The sequence below is a fragment of the Streptomyces sp. NPDC015345 genome (assembly GCF_043078805.1).
Lineage (GTDB): Bacteria > Actinomycetota > Actinomycetes > Streptomycetales > Streptomycetaceae > Streptomyces.
Genome location: NZ_JBIBTX010000013.1, coordinates 21973 through 43342 on the forward strand (window position 1 = coordinate 21973; position 21370 = coordinate 43342).

At 73.3% G+C, this 21370-nt stretch carries 12 protein-coding genes; 2 read left to right on the forward strand and 10 right to left on the reverse strand.

Annotation, left to right across the window (positions count from 1 at the left end; genetic code table 11):
- The first annotated feature begins 30 nt into the window (after positions 1 to 30).
- Positions 31 to 255 carry a dodecin gene (locus tag ACF062_RS36455; protein ID WP_392144119.1) on the forward strand — a complete coding sequence of 75 codons (225 nt, stop codon included), beginning with the start codon at positions 31 to 33 and terminating at the stop codon, positions 253 to 255.
- An 89-nt stretch (positions 256 to 344) separates the two neighbouring features.
- On the opposite strand, the gene ACF062_RS36460 is transcribed toward ACF062_RS36455, so the two are convergent.
- Positions 345 to 833, reverse strand: a complete 489-nt coding sequence (locus ACF062_RS36460) for an HAD family acid phosphatase (RefSeq protein WP_392144121.1) — start codon at positions 831 to 833, stop codon at positions 345 to 347.
- A gap of 78 nt (positions 834 to 911) precedes the next feature.
- On the opposite strand from ACF062_RS36460, the gene ACF062_RS36465 reads away from it, so the two are divergent.
- Positions 912 to 1919 carry an LLM class flavin-dependent oxidoreductase gene (locus ACF062_RS36465; RefSeq protein ID WP_392144123.1) on the forward strand — a complete coding sequence of 336 codons (1008 nt, stop codon included), beginning with the start codon at positions 912 to 914 and terminating at the stop codon, positions 1917 to 1919.
- Positions 1920 to 2020: 101 nt separating this feature from the next.
- On the opposite strand, the gene ACF062_RS36470 is transcribed toward ACF062_RS36465, so the two are convergent.
- The 9 genes from ACF062_RS36470 to ACF062_RS36510 all read right to left on the reverse strand — a co-directional run bounded on the left by ACF062_RS36470 (position 2021) and on the right by ACF062_RS36510 (position 21322).
- Positions 2021 to 3271 carry an ABC transporter permease gene (locus tag ACF062_RS36470; protein ID WP_392144125.1) on the reverse strand — a complete coding sequence of 417 codons (1251 nt, stop codon included), beginning with the start codon at positions 3269 to 3271 and terminating at the stop codon, positions 2021 to 2023.
- A complete protein-coding gene (locus tag ACF062_RS36475; protein ID WP_392144312.1) occupies positions 3268 to 4002 on the reverse strand; it encodes an ABC transporter ATP-binding protein in 735 nt (244 codons plus the stop codon). The genes ACF062_RS36470 and ACF062_RS36475 overlap by 4 nt, the downstream gene beginning before the upstream one ends.
- A 23-nt stretch (positions 4003 to 4025) precedes the next feature.
- Positions 4026 to 5420 (reverse strand): peptidoglycan-binding protein, encoded by a 1395-nt coding sequence (locus ACF062_RS36480; RefSeq protein ID WP_392144127.1) that lies wholly within the window; start codon positions 5418 to 5420, stop codon positions 4026 to 4028.
- Positions 5417 to 6040, reverse strand: a complete 624-nt coding sequence (locus tag ACF062_RS36485) for a hypothetical protein (protein WP_392144129.1) — start codon at positions 6038 to 6040, stop codon at positions 5417 to 5419. Before ACF062_RS36485 ends, ACF062_RS36480 begins: the two co-directional genes overlap by 4 nt.
- A 148-nt stretch (positions 6041 to 6188) precedes the next feature.
- Entirely contained in the window at positions 6189 to 6401 is a 213-nt protein-coding gene (locus ACF062_RS36490) for a ferredoxin (protein WP_392144131.1), read from the reverse strand.
- Positions 6402 to 6469: 68 nt separating this feature from the next.
- Positions 6470 to 7675: a cytochrome P450 gene (locus tag ACF062_RS36495; RefSeq protein WP_392144133.1), complete on the reverse strand. Its 1206-nt coding sequence runs from the start codon at positions 7673 to 7675 to the stop codon at positions 6470 to 6472.
- Between the two features lie 12 nt (positions 7676 to 7687).
- A complete protein-coding gene (locus ACF062_RS36500; RefSeq protein ID WP_392144135.1) occupies positions 7688 to 8800 on the reverse strand; it encodes a cytochrome P450 in 1113 nt (370 codons plus the stop codon).
- 43 nt (positions 8801 to 8843) lie between these two features.
- Positions 8844 to 10049, reverse strand: coding sequence for a cytochrome P450 (locus ACF062_RS36505; RefSeq protein ID WP_392144137.1), 1206 nt, complete (start codon positions 10047 to 10049; stop codon positions 8844 to 8846).
- 47 nt (positions 10050 to 10096) lie between these two features.
- Positions 10097 to 21322 carry an amino acid adenylation domain-containing protein gene (locus tag ACF062_RS36510; protein ID WP_392144139.1) on the reverse strand — a complete coding sequence of 3742 codons (11226 nt, stop codon included), beginning with the start codon at positions 21320 to 21322 and terminating at the stop codon, positions 10097 to 10099.
- Positions 21323 to 21370: the final 48 nt, after the last annotated feature.

A 21370-nucleotide genomic window follows, 5' to 3' on the forward strand; every position in this document is an offset into this window, starting at 1 on the left:
CGTCACACCACGGCCGGGAGGAACCCCCTCATGTCGGACCACACCTACCGCGTGACCGAGATCGTCGGCACCTCGCACGAGGGCGTCGACCAGGCGATCCGCAATGGCATCGCGCGGGCCTCGCAGACGCTGCGCTCGCTGGACTGGTTCGAGGTGACCCAGGTGCGGGGGCATATCGAGGACGGGCAGATCCAGCACTATCAGGTGGGGCTGAAGGTGGGGTTCCGGTTGGAGGACGGGGACGCCGGAGTGTAGGCGTCCTGCCGGCGGCGCGGGGCGCGGTTCCGCGCAGTTCCCCGCACCCCTCACAGCGGGGGGCGTCCCTTGGCTGCTCAGGTGGCTGCTCAGGTGCGGCCCTCTTTTTCCTGGGCCTCTTTCAGGGTCTCTGAGGTGTGGGCCCAGTCCGCGCGTACAACCGTGAACCCCGCACGTACCGCCTCGTCGCAGACCAGTTCGTCGTCGTCCACGAGCATGCGGACCTCCCGCTTGCGGGCCAGGTTCCGCAGGATCTCCAGCTTCGTGCGGCGCGCGGGCCGCCGGTCGTCGTTGCGGCGCATCCAGATGCGGCCGGTCGGCAGGCCCTGGCGCGTCAGCCACGCCTCGGTGTCCGCCCGGCAGCGCTCTGGGCGTCCCGTCAGGTAGACGACCTCGCAGTCCCGCGCGCTCCGCCGTGCCAGGTCGACGCCCTGCGCCAGCGGCGGGTCATGCGGCGCCGCGGCGAAGAAGGCATCCCAGTCGCGGGGCCGGCGCTCCAGGTACCGCTGCCGGTGCGCGGTGTCGGCGAGCGTGCCGTCGAGGTCGAACACGGCCAGAGGTCTGCTGTCGTCGGTCACGGCATCAGCGTAATAAGGACGACGGGAAACGACGGGAATCGACGGGAATCATGGCGGCTCCCAGGCGTTGAACCCTGCGTGAGCTCAGTGATCGCGGCAACCCGGTTCTCCGTCCTCGACCGCTCGCGCACCCGTGAGGGGCACGACGGTCCGGCAGCCCTGCGCGACACCGTGCGCCTGGCCCAAGAGGTGGAAGCCCTCGGCTACCACCGCTTCTGGGTCTCGGAGCATCACGGCGTGCCGGGCGTCGCGGGCTCGGCGCCCACGGTCCTCGCCTCGGCCGTCGCGGCGGCCACCCGCACCATCCGCGTCGGCACCGGCGGCGTGATGCTGCCGAACCACCAGTCGCTGGTGGTCGCCGAGCAGTTCGGGGTGCTGGAGTCGCTGTTCCCGGGGCGGATCGACATGGGGCTCGGCCGCTCCGTCGGGTTCACGGACGGGGTGCGCAAGGCGCTGGGGCGCGACAAGGACGACGCGCGGGACTTCGCCGCGCAGCTGACGGAGCTGCTCGGCTGGTTCCGCGGCACCTCGAAGACGGGCGTACGCGCGCGTCCCGCGGAGGGGCTCACCGTGCCGCCGTACGTCCTCGCGGTCGGCGAGGGCGCGACGATCGCGGCCCGGGCGGGGCTCCCGCTGGTCATCGGGGACATCAAGGGCCGCGAGAAGATGCTGCGCGGCATCGACACCTATCGGGACGCTTTCCGGCCCTCGCCCTGGCTGGCCGATCCGTACGTCATGATCGCGGGCACCGTCGCCGTCGCCGAGACGGAGGAGGAGGCCCACCGGCTGCTGGTACCGGAGGCCTGGTCGATGGCGTACTCGCGTACGCACGGCACGTTCCCGCCACTGCCGCCGGCCGAGCGCGTGGAGACGCTGACGATGACGGAGAAGGAACGAACCTTCTACGAGTCGGCGCTGAGCGGCCAGCTGCACGGCACCCAGGAGCAGGTCGCCGACGAGCTGGAGCGGGTGATCAAGGAGAGCGGCGCGCAGGAGGTGCTGGTGACGACCAGCACGTACGACCGCGAGGGCCTCCTGGACTCCTTCAGGCGCCTGGCCCGGCTCCGGGGACCCGCCCCGGGCTGAGGACCCGCCCGCGCCGCGGCCGGGACCGGCCCAGGGGGTGACGCGGACGGGTGCGGTACCCCCGTGGCACGGGGGATGGTCCCAGCGGGAGTACCGCGGTCTCAGGTGGTGGCCAGTGCTTCGGTCGGAGGCAACCGGGCCGCTCGTACGGCCGGGTAGAACCCGGCGAGGCCGCCGATGACGAGGGTTGCGCCCACCCCGCCCGCCATCGCCCAGAACGGGACGACGGACGGCCACCCCTGGTAGGAGGCGTAGCCGCCGGTGACCGCGATGCCGAGCAGCACACCGCCGAGGCCGCCGAGGGCGGAGAGCAGCAGGGCCTCGGCGAGGAACTGGGTGCGGATCTGCCCGCGGGTCGCGCCCTGGGAGCGGCGCAGGCCGATCTCGGAGCGGCGTTCGAGGACGGAGATGACCATCGTGTTGGCCACGCCGACACCGCCCACGAGCAGGGCCACCCCGCCGAGGCCGAGCAGCAGGCCGCTGAGGGCGTCGTCGGTGGCTTCCTTGGCGGCCAGCGCGTCGGAGGGCCGGGAGACGGTGGTCTCGGTGGGGGACTCCGGGTTGGCGGTGGCGCCGAGGACGCTCTGGACGTCGTCCACGGCCGGTTCCTCGGCACGGGTGTAGATGGTCGTGGGGTAGCCGTCGAAGCCGAGTTCCGCCTTGGCGGCGGACCAGCCGACCAGGACCGAGGAGTCCAGCGACGGCACGAGTTCGTTGGCGGCGAGGAGGCCGACGACGGTGTACCAGCGCCCGTCGAGCCACACCTTCACGTCCGGTCCCGCCTGGTGCACCCCGAGCTGTTCGGCGGCCTTGGGGCCGAGGACGGCCGCCGGGTAGCGGCTGTTGGCGGCGTTCAGCCAGCGGCCGTCGACGATCTCGGCGCCCACGGACTCCGGCAGGTCGGTCCGGGCGGCGGCGACGGTGAGGCCGCCGGTCTCCTGCTTGGGGGTGTGGTCGTTGCGGTAGACCTTCGCGCCGGTCCTGCCGATGGCGGAGACCGACTCCACGTTCTCCATGTTGCCGATCATCTCGACGGACTCGGCGGGCAGATGGGCCGCGTCGCCCGTGAAGGACTGGCCGGGCGTGACCGTCAGGAGGTTGGTGCCGAGCGCCTGGAGGCGGCGGTTCAGGTCCTCGGTGGACGAGGTGGAGATGCCGACCACACCGACCATGGCGGCGATGCCGATGGCGATGCCCAGCGCCGACAGGAAAACCCGCATGGGGCGCGAGCGCAGTCCGGAGCCGCCGACGCGCAGGACGTCGGCCGGGTTCATCCGGGCGGGCTTCGGCCGTCGCGGCGGCTCGGGGCTCGCGGCGCGCGTCGGCTCCCCGGTCGCGTTCGTCGTGCTCATCGCACGGCCTCCTCGGGCACGACGGCCCTTTCGGGCACGAGAGAGCGGGACGGGGCGGGGCCGCCGGAGTCGTGTTCGATACGGCCGTCCTTGACCCGCACCTCGCGGGGCAGCGTCGCGGCGATGTCCCGGTCGTGGGTGATGACGACCACCGTCGTACCGGCCTCGTGCAGCTCGTGCAGCAGTTCGATCACGACCGCGCCGGACCGCGAGTCCAGCGCCCCGGTGGGCTCGTCGGCGAGGAGCAGCGGCGGATCGCCCAGCACGGCCCTCGCGATGGCCACGCGCTGCTTCTCGCCGCCAGAGAGCTGGTGCGGCTGGTGGTGGAGGCGGTGGCCGAGGCCGACCCGGCGCAGCGCACGCTCGGCGAGGCGGCGCCGCTCGCCGCGCGGCCTGCCGCTGTAGAGCAGCCCGTCCGCGACGCTGTCCAGGGCGGGCACCCCGGCCGACAGGTGGAACTGCTGGAAGACGAAGCCGATGGTGCCGGCCCGCAGCGCGGACAGTTCGCGGTCGCTCAGGCCGGCGACGTCGTGCCCGTCGATGCGCACCATGCCGGCCGACGGGCGGTCCAGGGTGCCCATGATGTTGAGCATCGTGGACTTGCCCGACCCCGAGGGGCCGACGATGGCGAGGAGCTCACCGCGCCCGATGACCAGGTCGGCGTCGCGCAGGGCGGCGACGTCCCCGTACGTCTTGCACACCCCGGCCAGCTCGACCACGGGGCGGGCCAGGGGCGCCCGCGTGGGATACGAGGTCACTTGGGGACCCCCACGACGGTGCCTTCCTTGATGCCGGTGCCGGAGACCTCGACCCTGCCGTCGGCGAACATGCCGAGCTTGACCGGGCGGTACTCGGTGCTGTCGCCCGTGACGACCTCCAGGGCGTAGCCGCCGCCCTTCCGTGCGACGAGGGCGTTGACGGGCACCACGAGGACGTCCTTGCGGGTCTCGGCCTTCAGGGTGACCTCGACGGCCGCGGCCTGGTAGCGGCCGAGTCCCTTCTGGTCCTTCACCGTCAGCTCCACGGGAAGCGTGGGGTCTTCGTTGCCGCCCGATCCGCCGGACCCGGCATCCGACTCGCCGGTTCCGCTCGCGGAGTCGTCGCCCCGGGAGGTCGAGGGCGTGCCGATGTCCGTCACCTCGCCCTGGACCGTGTTGCCGTCCGGGAGCTCGACCGTGGCCTTGGTTCCGTTGTCGACCAGGTCCTCGAACTGCACGTCGAGATCGACGCCGACGATGCGCTCGGTGCCGGTCCAGGTCAGCAGGTTGCCGCTGAGCGCGACGCCGGGGGCGGCCTGTACGTCGGCCACGCGCCGGGCGCCGGAGGCCACCAGGGCGTCGCCGGGCTCGACCGTGCCGGTCTCCTCGCGGTTCAGGCCGTCCTGCCACTCCCTCACCGCCTCCGCCGTGGCGGAGTTGTAGGTGTCGTCGACGGTGAAGCCGGTGTGGCCGAGGGCGCGGAGGTTCTTCTCCAGCATCTCGACGTCGGCGCCTTCCGTACCCGGCCGCAAGGTGCGGTAGAGCGGGAAGGAGCCGTACAGGAGCGGGACCTCGCGCTGGTCGACGCGGTAGACGGTGTCGCCGCGCTTGACGACGTCGCCCTCCTCGGGGAGCCAGGTGACGATGCCGTTTCCTCCGCCACCGCCCGAGCCGCCGCCCTGTCCTGTGCTGCCGGTTCCGGTTCCGGTATCGGTATCGGCTGACGAGGCGGGGGCCCGCACGGTCTGCGCTTCGCCGTAGCCGAGGTTGCCGTCCACGGTCTCGGAGTCGACCAGTGTGGTCCGCTCCACCTCGGCCGTCGCGGGCGGCCCGGAGGGCGCCGAGCTCCGGGGGTCGTCGCCGTCGCCGCCGAGGGTCCCGGTGGCGGCGATGCCCGCCGCCGCGGCGACGGCTATCGCGACGACGACGATCAGCGAGGTGCGCAGCGGACGCCGCCTGCGGGTGCCGGCCGACGGCTCCACGTCCTTGGCCGGCGTCTCCTCGGCCGCGGTCCCGGGGAGGCTCCCGGCTCTGGTCCCGGGGAGGTTCCCGGCCGCCGTGTCGGGCGGCGCCTCGGCGGTCTTGGTGGAGACCCGGCCGGGGTCGCGGCGCTCCAGGGCCCCGGAGGGCTCGCTTCGCACGGCCGGCTCGCCGGTCTCGTCCGGGGTCACTGCCCACCCCCGGCGGGGCCGAACATGACGCCGCCACCCGGGTACTTGCTCTGGCAGGTCTGCATGGCCTCGTTGAACTTGGGATCCTGCGGGTCGACGCCCGCGCCGACGAGGTCGATGTTCATGCTCGAACCGTTGATCTCGGGGTCGGGGAACTTGGGTACGCCGTTCTCGCGCAGGCACTTCGCCCAGGCCGTGACCTTGGCCGAGTCGAGTGACTCGCCGCCACCGCCGCCACCGCCGCTTCCGCCGAGCCCCTGGGGCGCCTTGTCCTTGCAGGCCTCCTGCGCCTTCTTGAACGACGCGGAGTCCGGGTCGGCGCCGCCGCCGTCCGGGGTCAGCTTGACGCCGCCGCTGTCCTGCTGCGGGTCCGGGAAGTCGGGCACGCCGTTGCCGCGCATGCATTCCGAGTAGGCGAGGGCCCGGTCGAAGGCGCTCTTCGGTGACGGCTCCTTCTCCGACGAGGCGGCGGAGGAATCACCGGAGCAGCCCGTCAGGGCGGCGCCCGTGACGAGGGCGGAGAGGGCCAGGAGGGCGGGTGCGATGACTCGCCCGGGTGCGGTGACTCGCTTGGGTGCGACGCGTTCGTGCGCGGTCGCTCGCTTGTGGGTGAGGAACATGGTCCACACTTCTACGCGGCGGGCGGTCACACGGCGGGCACAAAGCAGGGCGTCCACACAGTGCGCGCATGACCAGCGACTTCGCGGCCGGGCATGCCGGACGGCCACGGGCCGCCGGGGGCCCGTGGCCGTACCTGTCCACCCGTCTCTACGCGTCCTGCACGTCCAGCGCGTGCAGGGTGATCGCGCCGGTCGGGCACCTCCCCGCGGCGCCGCGCACCGCCCGCTCCGCGTCGGCGGCGGGCAGCGGCACCTTGAGCAGCACCTTGCCGTCGTCCTCCGACTGGTCGAACACCTCGGGCAGGTGGCTCACGCACAGACTGGAACCGGCGCACCGGTCACGGTCCACCCGAATCTCCATCTCCCTCTCCTCTCCCTGTCCTCTCCCTCGCCCTCGCCCTCGCCTCCCGCTCGTACGACGCCGCCGCCTCACCAGGTCACCGGCAGCCGCTCGACTCCGTAGGCGGTCGACAGGACCCTGAACTCGATGTCCTCGGCCGGTATCGCGAGGCGCAGCCCGGGGAAGCGGCGCAGCAACTCCCGGTAGGCGATGCGCAGTTCCATGCGGGCGAGGGCGGCGCCCAGGCAGTGGTGGATGCCGTGGCCGAAGGCGACGTGGGGCACGGGCTCGCGAGTGACGTCGAGCCGGTCGGGTCCGTCGGTGAGCGCCGGGTCGCGGTTGGCCAGCGGGATCGAGCAGACGAGGGTGTCGCCCGCCCTGATCCGCTTGCCGCCGAGCGTCATGTCCTCCAGCGCGACGCGGGGGGTGGGGGCGTGCGGCACGGACAGATAGCGCAGCAGTTCCTCGATGCCCCGGTCGAGGGCCTCGGGGTCGTCGCGTACGAGGGCGAGTTGGCCCGGGTTCTCCAGGAGGGCCAGCACCCCGAGGCCCAGCATTCCGGAGATGTTGTCGAGGCCCGCGAGCATCAACAGAACGCAGATTCCGCGCAGTTCCTTGTCGGTGAACTCGTCGCCGTGGTCGCGCACGAGCATGCCGATGAAGCTCTCGTCGGGGTTCTTGCGCCGACGGGCCACCATGGCGGCGAGGTAGCGGGTGAACGCCGTGCCCGCGGCCGCCCGCTCCCCTCGCTCCTTGCCGGTCTCCAGGTGGGCGTGGCAGCGGCGCAGGAAGTCGTCGCGGTCGTCGCGCTCCACCCCGATCAGCTCGCACAGCACCGGGCCGGGGATGGCGGACGCGAACAGCTCGACGAGGTCGGCCGGTTGGCCGGCGCGTTCCACGGCGTCCAGCCGCTCGGCGACGATGGCCTCGATGCGGGGTTGGAGTCTGCGCATCCGCCGGAGCGTGAACTCGGGCGTGAGCTTCTTCCGCAGCCGGGTGTGCTCGGGCGGGTCGTAGTCCATGAGCAGCCCGATGCCGTCGTCGGGGCGCGGGGCGGCTCCGCCTCCCGCCGCCGGCCGGGCGCCGAAGCGGCTGGTGGAGAACCGTACCTGGTCGCCGAGGACTTGGCGCACCTCGTCGTAACCGGTGACCAGCCACAGGGGCCGGTCGCCGGTGCCGGGCGCCAGGCTGACCCTGGTGAGGGGGCCATCGTCCGCAAGCCGGCGCAGTTCGGCGGCCGGGTCGAAGCGGGTGCGGCGGGTGTGCAGGGGTACGGATGTCGGCTCGTGCGGCATGTCGCCCCTCCCCTACCAGGCCACCGGGAGCGTCTCCACGGACCGTGCGGTGAAGCGGAGTTCGTCGCGCGGCACCGCGAGCCGCACCTCGGGAAAACGGCGCAGCAGCCGTGAGATGGCGATACGCAGCTCCATGCGGGCCAGCGACGCGCCCATGCAGTAGTGGAGGCCGTGCCCGAAGGCCATGTGGTGGCTGTTGTCCCGGGTTATGTCGAGGGTGTCCTGCGGCTCTCCGGGCGGCCGTGTTCCGTTGGCCTCCAGCAGTGAACAGGCCACGAACTCACCGGACTTGATCACATGCTCCCCGATGGTCACGTCCTGGGTGGCGGTACGGGGTGAGGCGTGCGGGATGATCGTCACGCTGCGGATCACTTCCTCCACCGCGTGGTCGATCAGCTCGGGGCTTTCGATGAGCAGGGCCAGCTGGTCCCGGTTCTCCAGGAGCCCGACGAGGCCGAGGCCCAGGGTGCCGCCGGTGATCGGGATGAAGGAGGCCAGGAGCGTCGCGGCGGTGCCGGTGAGTTCGGCGTCCGTGAGGTCCTTCCCGTGGTCGCGGATCAACCGGCCGAGCAGGTCGTCGCCGGGCTTGCGGCGCTTGTGCCGCATGAGTTTGTCCAGGTAGGTGAGGTATGCGGTGCCCGCCATGTCCCGCTGCTCCCGGTCGGGGTTGTCCAGCCGGTTGGTGTCGAGGTGCCGGACCAGCTCCGCCTGGTCGTCGCGCGGGATGCCGAGCAGGGCGCAGCCGATCAGGCTGGTGGTCGGCCAGACGAAGTGCCCTATGAGGTCGACCGGTTGCCCGGCTCCTGCCATGGCGTCCAGGCGGTCCTTCACGACGCCCTCGACGAGGGGTTCGAGGGCACGGACCCGCCGGAGCGTGAACTCCCCGGTGAGCATCCTCCGCAGCCGGGTGTGCTCGGGCGGGTCGTACTGGAGGAGGTTGCCGGGCTGGATCAGCCGCCGGGACGCCTCGGGGGTCTGCGCGGGCGGCATGGTGCTGAACCTGTCGTCACTGAGGATCGCCCGCACCTCGTCGTAGCCGTTGGCGATCCAGGCGCGGTCCGAGGTCCCGGGCACGACGGTCCGGACGAGAGGCGTTTGGTCGGGGTCCTTCAACGGCTTGGGCATGGACGGTCTTCCTTTCCCGCACGGGTCCGGCAGGGCGTGGGGTTCACCAGACCACCGGCAGTACGTCGACTCCGTAATTGGGCGTCCAGGTCCGGTACCGGAGCTGCTCGGCCGGCACGGTGAGCCGCAGGCCGGGGAACCTGCGCAGCAGTGCCGGCAGCGCGATCCGCAGCTCCAGCCTGGACAGCGACGCGCCGAGGCAGTGGTGGATGCCGTGCCCGAAGGCCATGTGGCCGCTGCTGTCACGGGTGATGTCGAGGGTGTCGTGCGGCACGCCGGGGAGCTGGGCGCGGTTGACCGCGAGCAGGGAGCACATCACCACCTCGCCCGTCCTGATCACCTGATCACCCACACGTACGTCCTTGAGGGCGTAGCGGGGAATGGAGTTCGGGACGGACGAGACGTAGCGGAGCAGTTCCTCCACCGCCTGGTCGGTCAGCTCCGGCCGGTCCAGGAAGAGGGCGAGCTGGTCGGGGTACTGGAGCAGGGCGAGCGGGGCCAGGGCCAGCATGCCGCCGACGTTCTCGATGCTGGAGCCGAGGAGTGTCGCGGCGATGCCGGTCAGTTCCTCGTCGGTGATGTCCGTGCCGTGTTCGCGGATCAGCATGCCCAGCAGGTCGTCGCCGGCGTCGCGGCGCTTGTGCCGGACGAGCCTCCTGATGTACGTCACGAACGCGTTCCCCGCCGCCCGCATCCGCTCCCGCTCACGGGGATCGGTGCGGTGGTCGGTGGCGGCGGCCGAGGTGGAGACGAAGTGGCGTGCCAGGTCGGCCGCGTCGTCGCGGGGCACGCCGAGCAGGGCGCAGCCGACCAGGCCGGGGATGGGCAGGGCGAAGGTGGGCATGAGGTCGGCGGGCGGCCCGGCGAGTTCCAGCGCGTCCAGGCAGTCGTCCACGATCTCCGTCACGAAGGGTTCGAGGCGGCGGATGCGCCGGACGGTGAACTCGGGCACCAGCATCTTCCGCAGTCGGGTGTGCTCGGGCGGGTCGTACCGCAGGAGGTTGCCGATCTCGACGCGCCCCGCGGCACCGTGCATCTGCGTGGGCGGCGGAATCATGCTGAACCTGTGGTCGTCGCTGAGGATCGCCCGCACCTCGTCGAAGCCGGTGGCGAGCCAGTGCCAGCCCGCGAAGGCCCCCTGGGCGTCGACCCGGACGAGCGGTGTCCGCGCGCTGATGTCCGCAAGTTCGGGCATGGGTTCTATGCCGTTGCGGCGCGTGTGCGCGGCGGTTTTCAGTCGCTTCGACATTCAGGGGTCCCTTCGTCGTCCGTGTTCCGCGGCAGGGGATCGGGCGTTCACTTCTCTCCGGCGTCGTCGGCCGCCAGGAGTTTCGCCGCGAGGATGCTCCCGATGTCCGACGACGGCACGGGCTGGAGCATGGTGTAGTGGCTCGCGGCGATCTCGTGGGATTCGACGTCCCCCGCGACGAAGGGCTGCCAGCTCTCCCGCGCGGCCGACGCGGTCAGTTCCGCGGGCCGGTCCTCGGCCGCGACGAACAGCAGCAGGTCGCCGTGGAAGCGGCGTGGCGTGTGGTGCGGGGCGAGACGGCCGATGTTGTCGATCACGGCTTGCATGTTCGACCTGAGGCTGTCATCCATGCCCGTGCCGGCGTCCAGGCCCAGCGTCCGGCCGCGCTGCGTCCGTACGGATGCGGATTCCTCGTCCCGGCCGTCGGACCTGCGGCCGAGGTCGGCCCCACCGGATCCTTCGGGATAGCCGTCGAGCACCGCGAGCAGCCGTACCTCTTCGCCCTGCTCCTCGAAGCGGGTGGCGATGGCGTGGGCGATCAGTCCGCCGAAGGACCAGCCGAGGAGGTGGTACGGGCCGGTGGGCTGGACGGTCCTGATCTGCTCGGCGTAGTCGGCCGCCATCTCCTCCACGCTCCGCGGCATGGGCTCCTGTTCCGCGAGTCCGCGTGCCTGCACGCCGTGGACGGGCAGGTCCTGCGGCAGGTGCCGCAGGAGTGCCGCGTAGGCCCAGCTCAGTCCCGTGCCGGTGTGGAGGCAGAACAGCGGGGGCCGGGTACCCGTCGGACGCAGCGGCAGCAGGACTTCCAGGTCACCGTGGTCGGTGCCGGCACGGCGGGCCGCCCCGGCACCGACGTGCTTCCCGTCCGGGCGCCTGCCGCGCAGGGCGAGCAGGCCGCCGGACGTCCACTTCGCGCGTTCGCCGGTGCGGAACATCCGCTCGCCCGCGGTCCCGAAGGGGCAGGCGACGAACCGTTCACCGGTTGGGCCGGGCCCGCCGGCGTACCCACGCGCCAGTGCGGATCCCGCGACGTACAGGTCGCCGGTGCCGCCCGGCGGGACGGGGCGCAGGAAGTCGTCCAGGACGAAGGCCCGGGTGTTGGCGACCGGGCGTCCCGCGGGGGCCTGTGCGGGGAGGGGTTCGCCGGGCGCGGTCCTGTGGTCGAGCCACGCGCCCGCGGTCTCCGCCGTGCCGTGGACGGCGGCCAGTGCTGTCCGCGGGTGGCGGCCCAGCCAGTCCCGCGTGCCCTGCACGGCTGTCGCCCCGGTGTCGTCCATGACGGTGACGGCGGCGAGCGGCGGTTGCCCTGCCGCCGGTTCGGGGACCGTCGGCAGCAGCGCGCGGGTGGTGACGAGGTGCCGCGCGCCGTCCGGCCCTGCGGCCTGTGTCATGTCGTCGCCGGGCACCGCGAGTTGGACGCTGCCGCCCTCGCACAGGGCCGAGAGCAGCGGTGTCAGGTACGCGGAGACGGGGGCGCGTACGTCGAGGACGGTCGCCCCGCGCGGCGCCGGCGAGACGCGCGTCCGGTGCGCGACCTGGTCGCGCAGTGTCCGGTGCTCGACGACCGCGCCTGCGACGGAACCGTCGGCGCCGCCGGGTGCCGTGGTGCCGAGGACGAGCGCCGCCCGGCCGGGCAGCGGCAGCCGTCCGCCCGTTCGGCCGCCGGCGTTCGCGCCGCCCGCCGCGGCGGTCTGCGGCTCGTCGAGCATCACGATCGGTACGGTGATGCCGTCGGCCAGGAGCGTGGCCAAAGCCCTGTCGCAGACCATCGCCGCCGGGGTGGCCCGGCGCAGGCACGAGGCGATGTCCTCCATGAGCCGGTTCGGGTCGGCGAACAGGCAGGCGGCGCCGGACCGGAGCACGCCGAGCGCCGCGACGACGAGGTCGGCGGTGGCCGGCAGGGCCACGAGGACCACGTCCTCCGCTCCGGCCCCCCGCTCGGCCAGGCGGTCGGCGAGCCGCCGGGCGGCGGCGTCGAGCGCGCCGTGGGTGAGCGTGCCGTGCCGGTCCATGACGGCCACCGCGTCGGGGTGCCGCGCGGCCTGTTCGGCGAGGAGGTCGACGACGGTGCGGTCCGGCACCTCCGTCGCCGTGTCGTTCCAGGCCGCCACCACCTGGTGGCGCTCGGCGGGGTCGAGGAGGACGTCCACCTGGCTCAGGCGCAGCCCCGGTTCGGCCGCGACCTGTGCGAGGACGCGGACGAGCCGCCGCGCGAGCGCGGTGACGGTGGACCGGTCGAACAGCTCGGCCGCGTAGCGGATGGCGCCGTCGATACCGTTCGGGCGGCTCTCGACCCCGTACCGCTCGGTGAGGCCGATCGCCAGGTCGAGCTCGCTGACCGGTGTCCCCACGGGCAGGCGGGTGGTGCTCAGGCCCGGCAGCGCCGGCGACTCCCAGATCTCGGCGGCGTCGCCGTGGACTTCGAGCAGGACCTGGAACACGGGGTGCCGCGTCACGGGCGGCTGCGGTGACAGGACCTCCACCAGGCGTGCGAAGGGTACGTCGGTGTTCTGCACCGCTCTTTGGTACGTGTCCCGTGCCCGGCCGAGCAGTTCGCGGAACGTGGGGTTGCCGGAGGCGTCCGTCCGCAGGGCCATCGGGTCGGCGAAGGGGCCCACCAGGCCGTCCAGGTCCCCTTCCTCGTCGCGCAGCGGCAGCACCGTACCGAGGGTGATGTCGGGTCCCGCCCCGAGCCCCGTCAGGAGCAGGGTGAGCGCGGCCTGCAACGCCATGGAGACCGTCGCTCCCTCGCCCTCGGCGACCTCCTTCAGGCGGGCGTGCGTGTCGCCGTCGACGACGAGCGGCACCGACTCGGTTCGGTGGTCGGCGACAGTCGGCCGTGGCCTGTCGGCCGGCAGGTCCAGCTCCCCCACGCCCGCCAGTACCTTCTTCCAGTGCGCGAACTGCTCGCCGATCAGGCTGTCCGGATCCTGCTCGTCCCGGAGCATCTCGCGCTCCCACAGCGCGTAGTCGGCGAACTGGAGGGGCAGCGGGGCGCGTTCGGGGGCCCTGCCCTCACGGCGCGCTCCGTAGGCCGCCGCGAGGTCGCGGACCAGGACGGTCAGTGATCCGTCGTCCGTCGCGATGCGGTGCACCACCATCAGCAGGACGTGCGCGTGGTCGGGGAGCGCGAACAGGCGGCACGTCCACGGCGTCTCCCGGGTGAGGTCGAACTCGTACCCGGCGTGGTCGGCGAGGAGGCCGGGCAGCTCCTCCTCGGTCGCCGGTGTCACCGGCAGCGCGGGCCTGGCCGCGTCCGCGTCGGCGTCCAGGACACGCTGGTACAGCTCACCGCTCTCGGTGGGGGTGAAGGTCGTACGCAGCATGTCGTGCCGTGCGGCGACGTCGCCGAGGGCCGCCTCCAGTGCAGCGCGGTCCAGTGTGCCGCTGAGGCGCAGCGCGATCGGGGCCCGCCTGACCGGTGAGCCGGGGTGAGCCCGCTCGAGGCGCCAGGTGCGCGTCTGGCTCGCCGTGGCGGGGATCTCGTCGGGGTGGTCGACCGGCCGCAGCTCGGGGAGTTCCTTCGACGTCAGCAGCCTGGCGACACCGAGCGGGGTGGAGGTGGCGAAGAAGCGCCGCATGCTGAGCTCGATGCCGAACTCCTCGCGGATCCGCGCGGCGAGCCGCATCGCGAGGCCCGAGTCACCGCCCAGGTCGAAGAAGTTGTCGTCGACGCCCACCCGTTCGAGGTCGAGGATCTCGGCGAACAGCGCGCACAGCGTCGCCTGGGTCTCGTTCTCCGGTTCCCGTCCGGACACCCGGCCCGCGAAGTCCGGGACGGGCAGCGCCCTGCGGTTGACCTTGCCGTTGCGCGTCAGCGGCAGCTTCGCGAGGGCCACCACCGAGACCGGGACCATGTACGAGGGCAGCGCGCGGGCCAGGTGCTCGCGGATCGCCGCCACATCCGTGTCCTTGGCCTCAGTGGTGCCGGGGACGACGTACCCGACCAGGCGCCGGTCCCCGGGCCGGTCCTCACGGAGGACGACCACGGCCTGCCGTACCTCCGGGTGGGAGGCGAGCACGGCTTCGATCTCGCCCAGCTCCACGCGGAAGCCGCGGATCTTGACCTGTTCGTCCGCGCGCCCCACGAACAGCAGCTGTCCGTCGGCGGTCCAGCGGGCGAGGTCCCCGGTGCGGTACATCCGCCCGCCCGCGCCGAAGGGGCAGGCCACGAACCGCTCGGCGGTGAGGCCGGGGCTTCCGACGTAACCGCGCGCGACACCCGGCCCCGCGATGTACACCTCTCCGGTGACGCCCGGCGGCACGGGGTGGAGGAAGCCGTCCAGGACATACGTCTTGATGTTGCCGAGCGGCCGGCCGATCGGCGGTGGGCCGTCGCTCGGACCGATCTCCTCGGCCACGGGCCCGGCGGTGGCCATCACGGTGGCCTCGGTGGGGCCGTACGTGTTCCACACCCGCGCCTGCGGGGTCCAGCGGCTCGCCAGGTCGGCGGTCAGCAGCTCCGCGCCGAGGACCCAGTTGCCGACGCCCGTGACGGTGTCCGGGTCAAGCAGGGTCAGCAGTGACGGCACGACGCTCGCCGTGGTGACACCCGAGGCCCGCATCATCTCGGCCAGCGCCCCCGGCTCGTCCCGCTCCTGCCCGGAGGCGATGACCAGCGTGCCGCCGCCCGCGAGAGTGACCGCCACGTCGAGGACCGCCGCGTCGAAGCTGAACGACGCGAACTGGAGGACGGCCACGCCCTCGGCGACGCCAAGGGCCGGCCGCATCACCTCTGCCAGGTTCGCCACGCCGCCGTGTGCCACGGCCACGCCCTTGGGGCGGCCCGTCGATCCGGAGGTGTAGATGACATAGGCGAGTTGGTCCGGTGACAGGGCCGCGTCGGTCGGTTCGGCGGGCTCGGCGGGCTCGGTCTCTAGCACCCGCGCGGTCTCCACCTGGTCGAGCAGCACCGCCCGCGCCGCTCCCATCGACAGGCCGTCCAGGCAGTCACCGGAGCCCAGCACCACCTGCGCGCCGCTGTCCGCGATCAGATGGTCCAGCCGGTCCGCCGGGTACTCCGGGTCCAGCGGCACGAAAGCGCCGCCGGCCTTCCACACCGCCAGCTCGCCGACGATCATGTCGGTCCCGCGCGGCAGACACAGCCCCACCCGGGACTCACGGCCCACCCCGAGCCCGGCGAGATGGCGGGCCAGCCGGTTCGCCCGGCCCTCCAACTCCCCGTAGGTCAAGGCGTCCTGGCCGCACCGCACCGCCACCGCGTCCGGCGAACGCTCGGCCCGTGCGCGGAACAGCTCCGGTACCAGCGCGTCCGGGACCGCCACCTCCGTGGCGTTCCACCGCTCGGTCACCAGGGACCGCTCGGTCTCGTCCGACAGCTCGATCCGGCCCACGGTGAGTCCCGGGTCCGCCGCCATCTGCCGCAGGACCCGCACCAGGCGGTCGAGCAGGGCTTGGGCGGCCTGTTCCTCGAAGGCGTCCGACCGGTAGGTGAGCCGCATCCGCAGCCCGCCGAGGGGGTCCACAACGAGGCCCAGCGGGTAGTTGATCGACTCGCGCATCCCTGCCTCGGTGAAGGTCAAGCCGGCCGGCGCGGCTTCGCGGGGGCCCTCGCCGGGCCGTGTGGGCGCGTCCATTCCGGTGGGGAAGCTCTCGAACGCCATGAGGGCGTCGAAGGTCGCTCCCGGCCCCGCGACGCGCTGGATGTCCCCGAGGCTGACGTACTGATGGTCCATCAGGGCGGACTGCCTGGCCTGGAGGTCGGTGAGGACCTCGGCGACGGTCCGCGCCGGTTCGCAGCGCACCCGCACGGGGACGGTGTTGATGAACAGGCCCAGCATGTCCTGCATGCCCGGCAGTTCGGCGGGGCGGCCCGCGACGGACGCGCCGAACACCACGTCCTTGCGTCCCGCCAACTGGCCGACGACCAGCGCCCAGGCGGCCTGGAGCGCCGTGTTCAGTGTCACGCCGTGGGTGCGGGTCAGCTCGCCGAGTCCGGCCTCCAGCTCCTCGTCGGCGACGACGAAGACCTCGCCCGAGGTGCCGGACGCCTCGACGGTCGCGCCCGGGGTCACGGGCACCACCAGCGTCGGCTCCTCGGCTCCGGACAGCTCCGCCGCCCACGCTTCCTGTGCCGCCTCCTTGTCCTGGCGGCCGAGCCAGGCCAGGAACTCCGAGTAGGGCGTGACCGCGGGCAGGCCGTCGGCGGTGCCCCCGGCTTCGTAACAGGCCCACAGCTCGCGCCGCAGCACCGGCAACGACCAGCCGTCGAGCACGATGTGATGGAGCGTCACCATCATGCGGTACCGCTCGTGGCCCGTCTTGACGAGCAGCACCTTCAACAGCGGCGGCTTATCCAGGTCGAAGCCCTTGTCCCGTTCCTCGTTCCCGATGCGGTCCGACTCCTCCCGGGCCGCGTCCTCGTCGAGTTCCGACAGGTCTTCCTCGCGCCACGGCAGGACGGCCCGGTCCATGACGATCTGGACGGCCTGCCCGGACCCCGCCACCTGCCAAAAGCCCACGCGCAGGCTCGCGTGCCGGTCCAGGACCGACTGCCAGGACGCCCGGAGGACCCCGGTGTCCAGCGGCCCTTCGAGGCCGACGATCATCTGCTCCACGTACACGTCCGGGCCCTCGTCCGCGAACATCGAGTGGAAGAGCAGGCCTTCCTGGAGCGGCGAGAGCGGCCAGATGTCCGTGAGGCCCGGCGCCGCCTCCGCCAGCTTGTCGACCTGGGTCCCGGTGAGCGTGACCAGGGGGAAGTCGGAGGGCGTGTGGCCGCCGGCGGCGGGGTCGCCGGCGTGGGCGGCCAGACCGGTCAGCATGGCCGCCCAGTCCTCGACCAGCCCGCGCGCCGCCGGCTCGTCGAGGAGGTGTTCGGGCCAGGCGAGGCTCAGGGTGAGGCGTGGCCCCTCGGGCAGGTCGTGTACGACGCCGGCGAGCTCCAGAGGGTGGGCGACCGGCAGGTGTCCGTCCCCGGTGTCGTCCGCCGTCGCGTGGCTCTCGTCCGCCGGGGCGCCGGGGACGCGGCCGAGGTAGGTGAAGCCGATCCGGGCCTTGGGCAGGACGGCGAGTTCCCGCGCGGTCTCGTCGTTGAGGTGGCGCAGCAGGCCGTATCCGAGGCCGTCGCCGGGCGCCGCGCGCAGTTGTTCCTTGACCCGCTTCAGGGTGTCGCCCGCGGCGGGGCCGCCGGACAGGATCTCGTCGAGGTCGGCGGCGCCCGCGTCGAGCCGCACCGGCTGCGTGCCGGTGAACCAGCCGACCGTCCGCGACAGGTCCATGCCGTCGGTGAGCGCCACGCGGCCGTGGCCCTCCACGTCCACCAGGAAGCCGCCCGCCGGGTCCCGGCCGTCGCGCCATCGCGCGACCGCCGCGGCGAGTCCGGTCAGGAGTACGTCGTCGACGCCCGCGTGGTAGGCGGCGGGCAAGCCGGTCAGCAGAGCGGAGGTGGCCTCGGCCGGCACCGTCACCGACACCCGCCGCACCGTGGCCGCGACATCGCGTGCCGGGTCCGCGGGCACCGCCGTCAGCTGCGGGTCGGGGCCCTGGAGCAGCTCGGTCCAGCGCGGGAGTTCCGCGATGCGCTGCGCGCTGTGCGCCTGCTCGGCCAGTGCGCGCGCCCAGTGCCTGAACGACGTGGGTACGGGCTCCAGTTCGGGCTTGCGGCCGGCGGCGAGCGCCGCGCAGGCCTGCTCCACATCGGGCAGCAGGATCCGCCAGGACACGGCGTCCATCACGAGGTGGTCGACGACCAGCAGCAGCCGTCCGGGAGCGCCGGGGCCGCGGTCGAACCAGACCACCTGGAGCATGACGCCGGACCGGGGATCGAGCCGGGCCGCCGCCGCCCGGCTCTCCTCGGCGATCGTGCGCGCCAGGCCTTCGGCGTCCGTCGGGGCCGCGTCGACCCGGCGCACCCACGATCCGGCCGGTGCCGTGCCGGGTCCGGAGACGATGAGCCGCCGTTGTGGTTCCGTCGCCAGGCGTGCGCGCAGGATGTCGTGGTGGTCCACCACCGCGCGCACCGCGTCGGCCAGCGTCCCGGACCGCAGTCCGGCCGGGGCCTCGACGACGGCGGACTGCACGACCCGGCCCACGTGGTCGGCGCCGACGCGTTCGAGCAGCTCGTGCATGACCGGGGTCAGGGGCACCTCGCCGGTCCCGGGGTCGCCGTCGCCGGTGGCCACGCCGTCCGCCGGTACGGCCACCAGCGCCAGGGCGGCCGGGGTCCGGTGTTCGAACACCTGGCGGGCGGTGATCGCGAGGCCCGCGCGGCGGGCGCCGGAGACCAGCATCATCGACAGGATCGAGTCGCCGCCGAGGGCGAAGAACGAGTCGTCGGCGCCGACCCGTTCGACGCCGAGCGCCTCGGCGAACAGCCCGCACAGGACCGCTTCGACGGGTGTCCGCGGGTCCCGGCCGCCGTGCGCGGCTCGTTCGGGTGCGGGCAGGGCGGCCCGGTCGAGCTTGCCGTTCACGGTGAGCGGCAGCGCGTCGAGGACGACCACCGCTGAGGGGACCATGTACTCGGGGAGGCGGGTGCCCGCGTGGGCGCGCAGCCCTTCGGTGTCGACGGCGCGGCCTTGCGGGGCGTCCGCGCCGGGCACGACGTAGGCGACCAGGTGCTTGTCGCCGGGCCGGTCCTCGCGGGCGACGACCGCCACCTGGCCCACCGAGGCGTGCCGGGCGAGGACCGCCTCGACCTCGCCCGGCTCCACGCGGAATCCGCGCAGCTTGACCTGTTCGTCGGCCCGTCCGGCGAACGTCAGCTGTCCGTCGGCGGTCCATCGGGCGAGGTCGCCGGTGCGGTACATCCGCCCGCCCACGCCGAAGGGGCAGGCCACGAACCGCTCGGCCGTCAGCTCCGGCTGCCCGGTGTAGCCGCGCGCCACACCCGGCCCGGCGACGTACAGCTCGCCGGTCACCCCGGGCGGCACCGGCCGCAGGAAGCCGTCGAGTACGTACGTCCGCATGTTCCCCAGCGGGCGGCCGATCGGCGGCGGCTCGTCCCTCGCTCCGGTCTCCTCGGCCACCGGTCCGGCGGTGGCCATCACGGTGGCCTCGGTGGGGCCGTAGGTGTTCCACACCCGCGCCCGCGGGGTCCAGCGGCTCGCCAGGCCGGCGGTCAGCAGTTCGCCGCCGAGCACCCAGTTCCGTACGCCGGGCACGTCGTCCGGGTCCAGGACGCGCAGGACCGACGGCACGACGCTGGCCGCCTCGACGCCCGCCTCGCGGATCATCGCGGTGAGTGCGTCCGGCTCGGTGCGTTCCTCGGCCGACGCGATGGCCAGGGTGGCGCCGGCGGCCAGGGTGACCGCCACGTCGAGCACGGACCCGTCGAAGCCGAACGACGCGAACTGGAGCATGACCACGCCCGCGCCGAGGCCCAGGGCCGGGCGCATCGCCTCGGCCAGGTTCACCAGGCCGTGGTGGGCGAGGGCCACGCCCTTGGGGCGGCCGGTCGACCCGGAGGTGTAGATGACGTAGGCGAGCTGGCCGGGCAGGAGGGGCAGGGCCGGCGGCTCGGCGGGCTCCGCGGCGATCGTCCGTACGGTGTCCGCGTCGTCGAGGCGCACGACGTGTCCGGTCCCGGCAGGCGGCTCACCGACGCACAGCAGCACCCGGGCGCCGCTGTCGGCCACCATGAACGCGAGCCGGTCCGCCGGGTGTTCCGGGTCGAGCGGGACGAACGCGCCGCCCGCCTTCCACACCGCGAGCTGTGCCACGATCATGTCGGTCCCGCGCGGCAGGCACAGGGCGACCCGGTCCTCCCTGCCGACGCCCAGACCGCTCAGGTGCCGGGCGAGCCGGTTGGCCCGGCGTTCCAGTTCCGCGTACGACATCTCGTCCGCGCCGCACCGCACCGCCACGGCGTCCGGCGAGCGGGCCGTCCGCTCCTCGAACGCCTCCATGACGGAACCCGCAGCCACCGGCCGCTCCGTCGCGTTCCACCGCTCCACGACGGCCGAGCGCTCGGCCTGCTCCAGTACGTCGATGTCGCCGACGCGGGCGGAGGGGTCGGCCGCGATCCGTTCCAGGACGCGTACGAACCGCTGGACGATCGACTCGGCGGCGGCGCGGTCGAACAGGTCCGGGCGGTGGTCGAGCTTGAACCGCATCCGGTCGCCGCCGGGGACCGCGACGAGCGTGAGCGGATAGTGCGAGGCGTCGCGCGACGCGCCCGCCGGGCTGAGGGACACGGCGTCGGGGCCGGGGGCGGGGCCGGCGGGCGGCAGCGGGTAGTTCTCGTACAGCACGAGGGTGTCGAAGACGGCTGCGGCGCCCGCGAGCTTCTGGACCTCGGCCAGGCCGACGTGCTGATGGGGTATCAGCGCGGACTGGCGCTCCTGGAGCCGCGTCAGCATCTCCACGGCCGGCTGCGCGCCGTCGAGCGGTACGCGGACCGGCAGGGTGTTGATGAAGAGGCCGACCATGGACTCCACACCCGGCAGTTCCGCGGGACGCCCGGCGACCGTCGCACCGAACACGACGTCCGTACGGCCCGCGAGGCGCGCGAGGACCAGCGCCCACGCGCCCTGCACGACCGTGTTCAGCGTCAGGCCCTCGCCGCGCGCCAACTCGTCGAGTGATTCGGTCAGTTCAGGCGACAGGGAGGTGTGCACCTGCTCAGGCAGGCATGGGGCGCGGCCCGGGTCCGCCGGTGCCACGAGGGTCGGTCCGTCGGCCCCAGCCAGCTCCGCCCGCCACGCGGCCGATGCCGCCTCCTTGTCCTGGCGGCCCAGCCAGGCCACGTACTCGCCGTAGGGCGCCACCCGCTGGAGCGCGGAGGTGTCGCCCCTGGCCGCGTACGTCGCCGACAGCTCACCCAGCAGCACCGGCATCGACCAGCCGTCCAGCAGGATGTGATGGAGCGTCATGACGAGGCGGTGCCGGTTCTCGCCGAGCCTGATCAGCAGGAGTCGCAGCAGCGGCGGGACCGCGAGGTCGAAGCGCTCCGCCCGCTGCTGTGCCGCGAGCCGCTCGCTCTCCGCCAGGGCCTCGGCGTCGGTGAGCCCGGAGACGTCCGCCTCCCGCCAGGGCAGTGCGACCTCGCGCGGGATGACCTGCACCATGTGCGCGCCGGTGACCGGCCTGAAGCAGGCCCGCAGCGCGGCGTGCCGGGTCAGGAGGGCCTCCCACGACGCCCGCAGCAGATCCGTGTCCAGGGGGCCGTTGACGTCCACCGCCGACTGCACGGTGTAGACGTCCGGGCCCTGGCCGTCGTAGGAGGCGTGGAACAGCATCCCTTCCTGCAAGGGCGAGAGGGGCCACACGTCCTCGACGAGGGATCGCTTGCGGGGCTGGGGTCGGGTCATCGTGCTGTCTCCTCACAACGGCTGGTGCCTGACGGCGTCCGGTGCCCG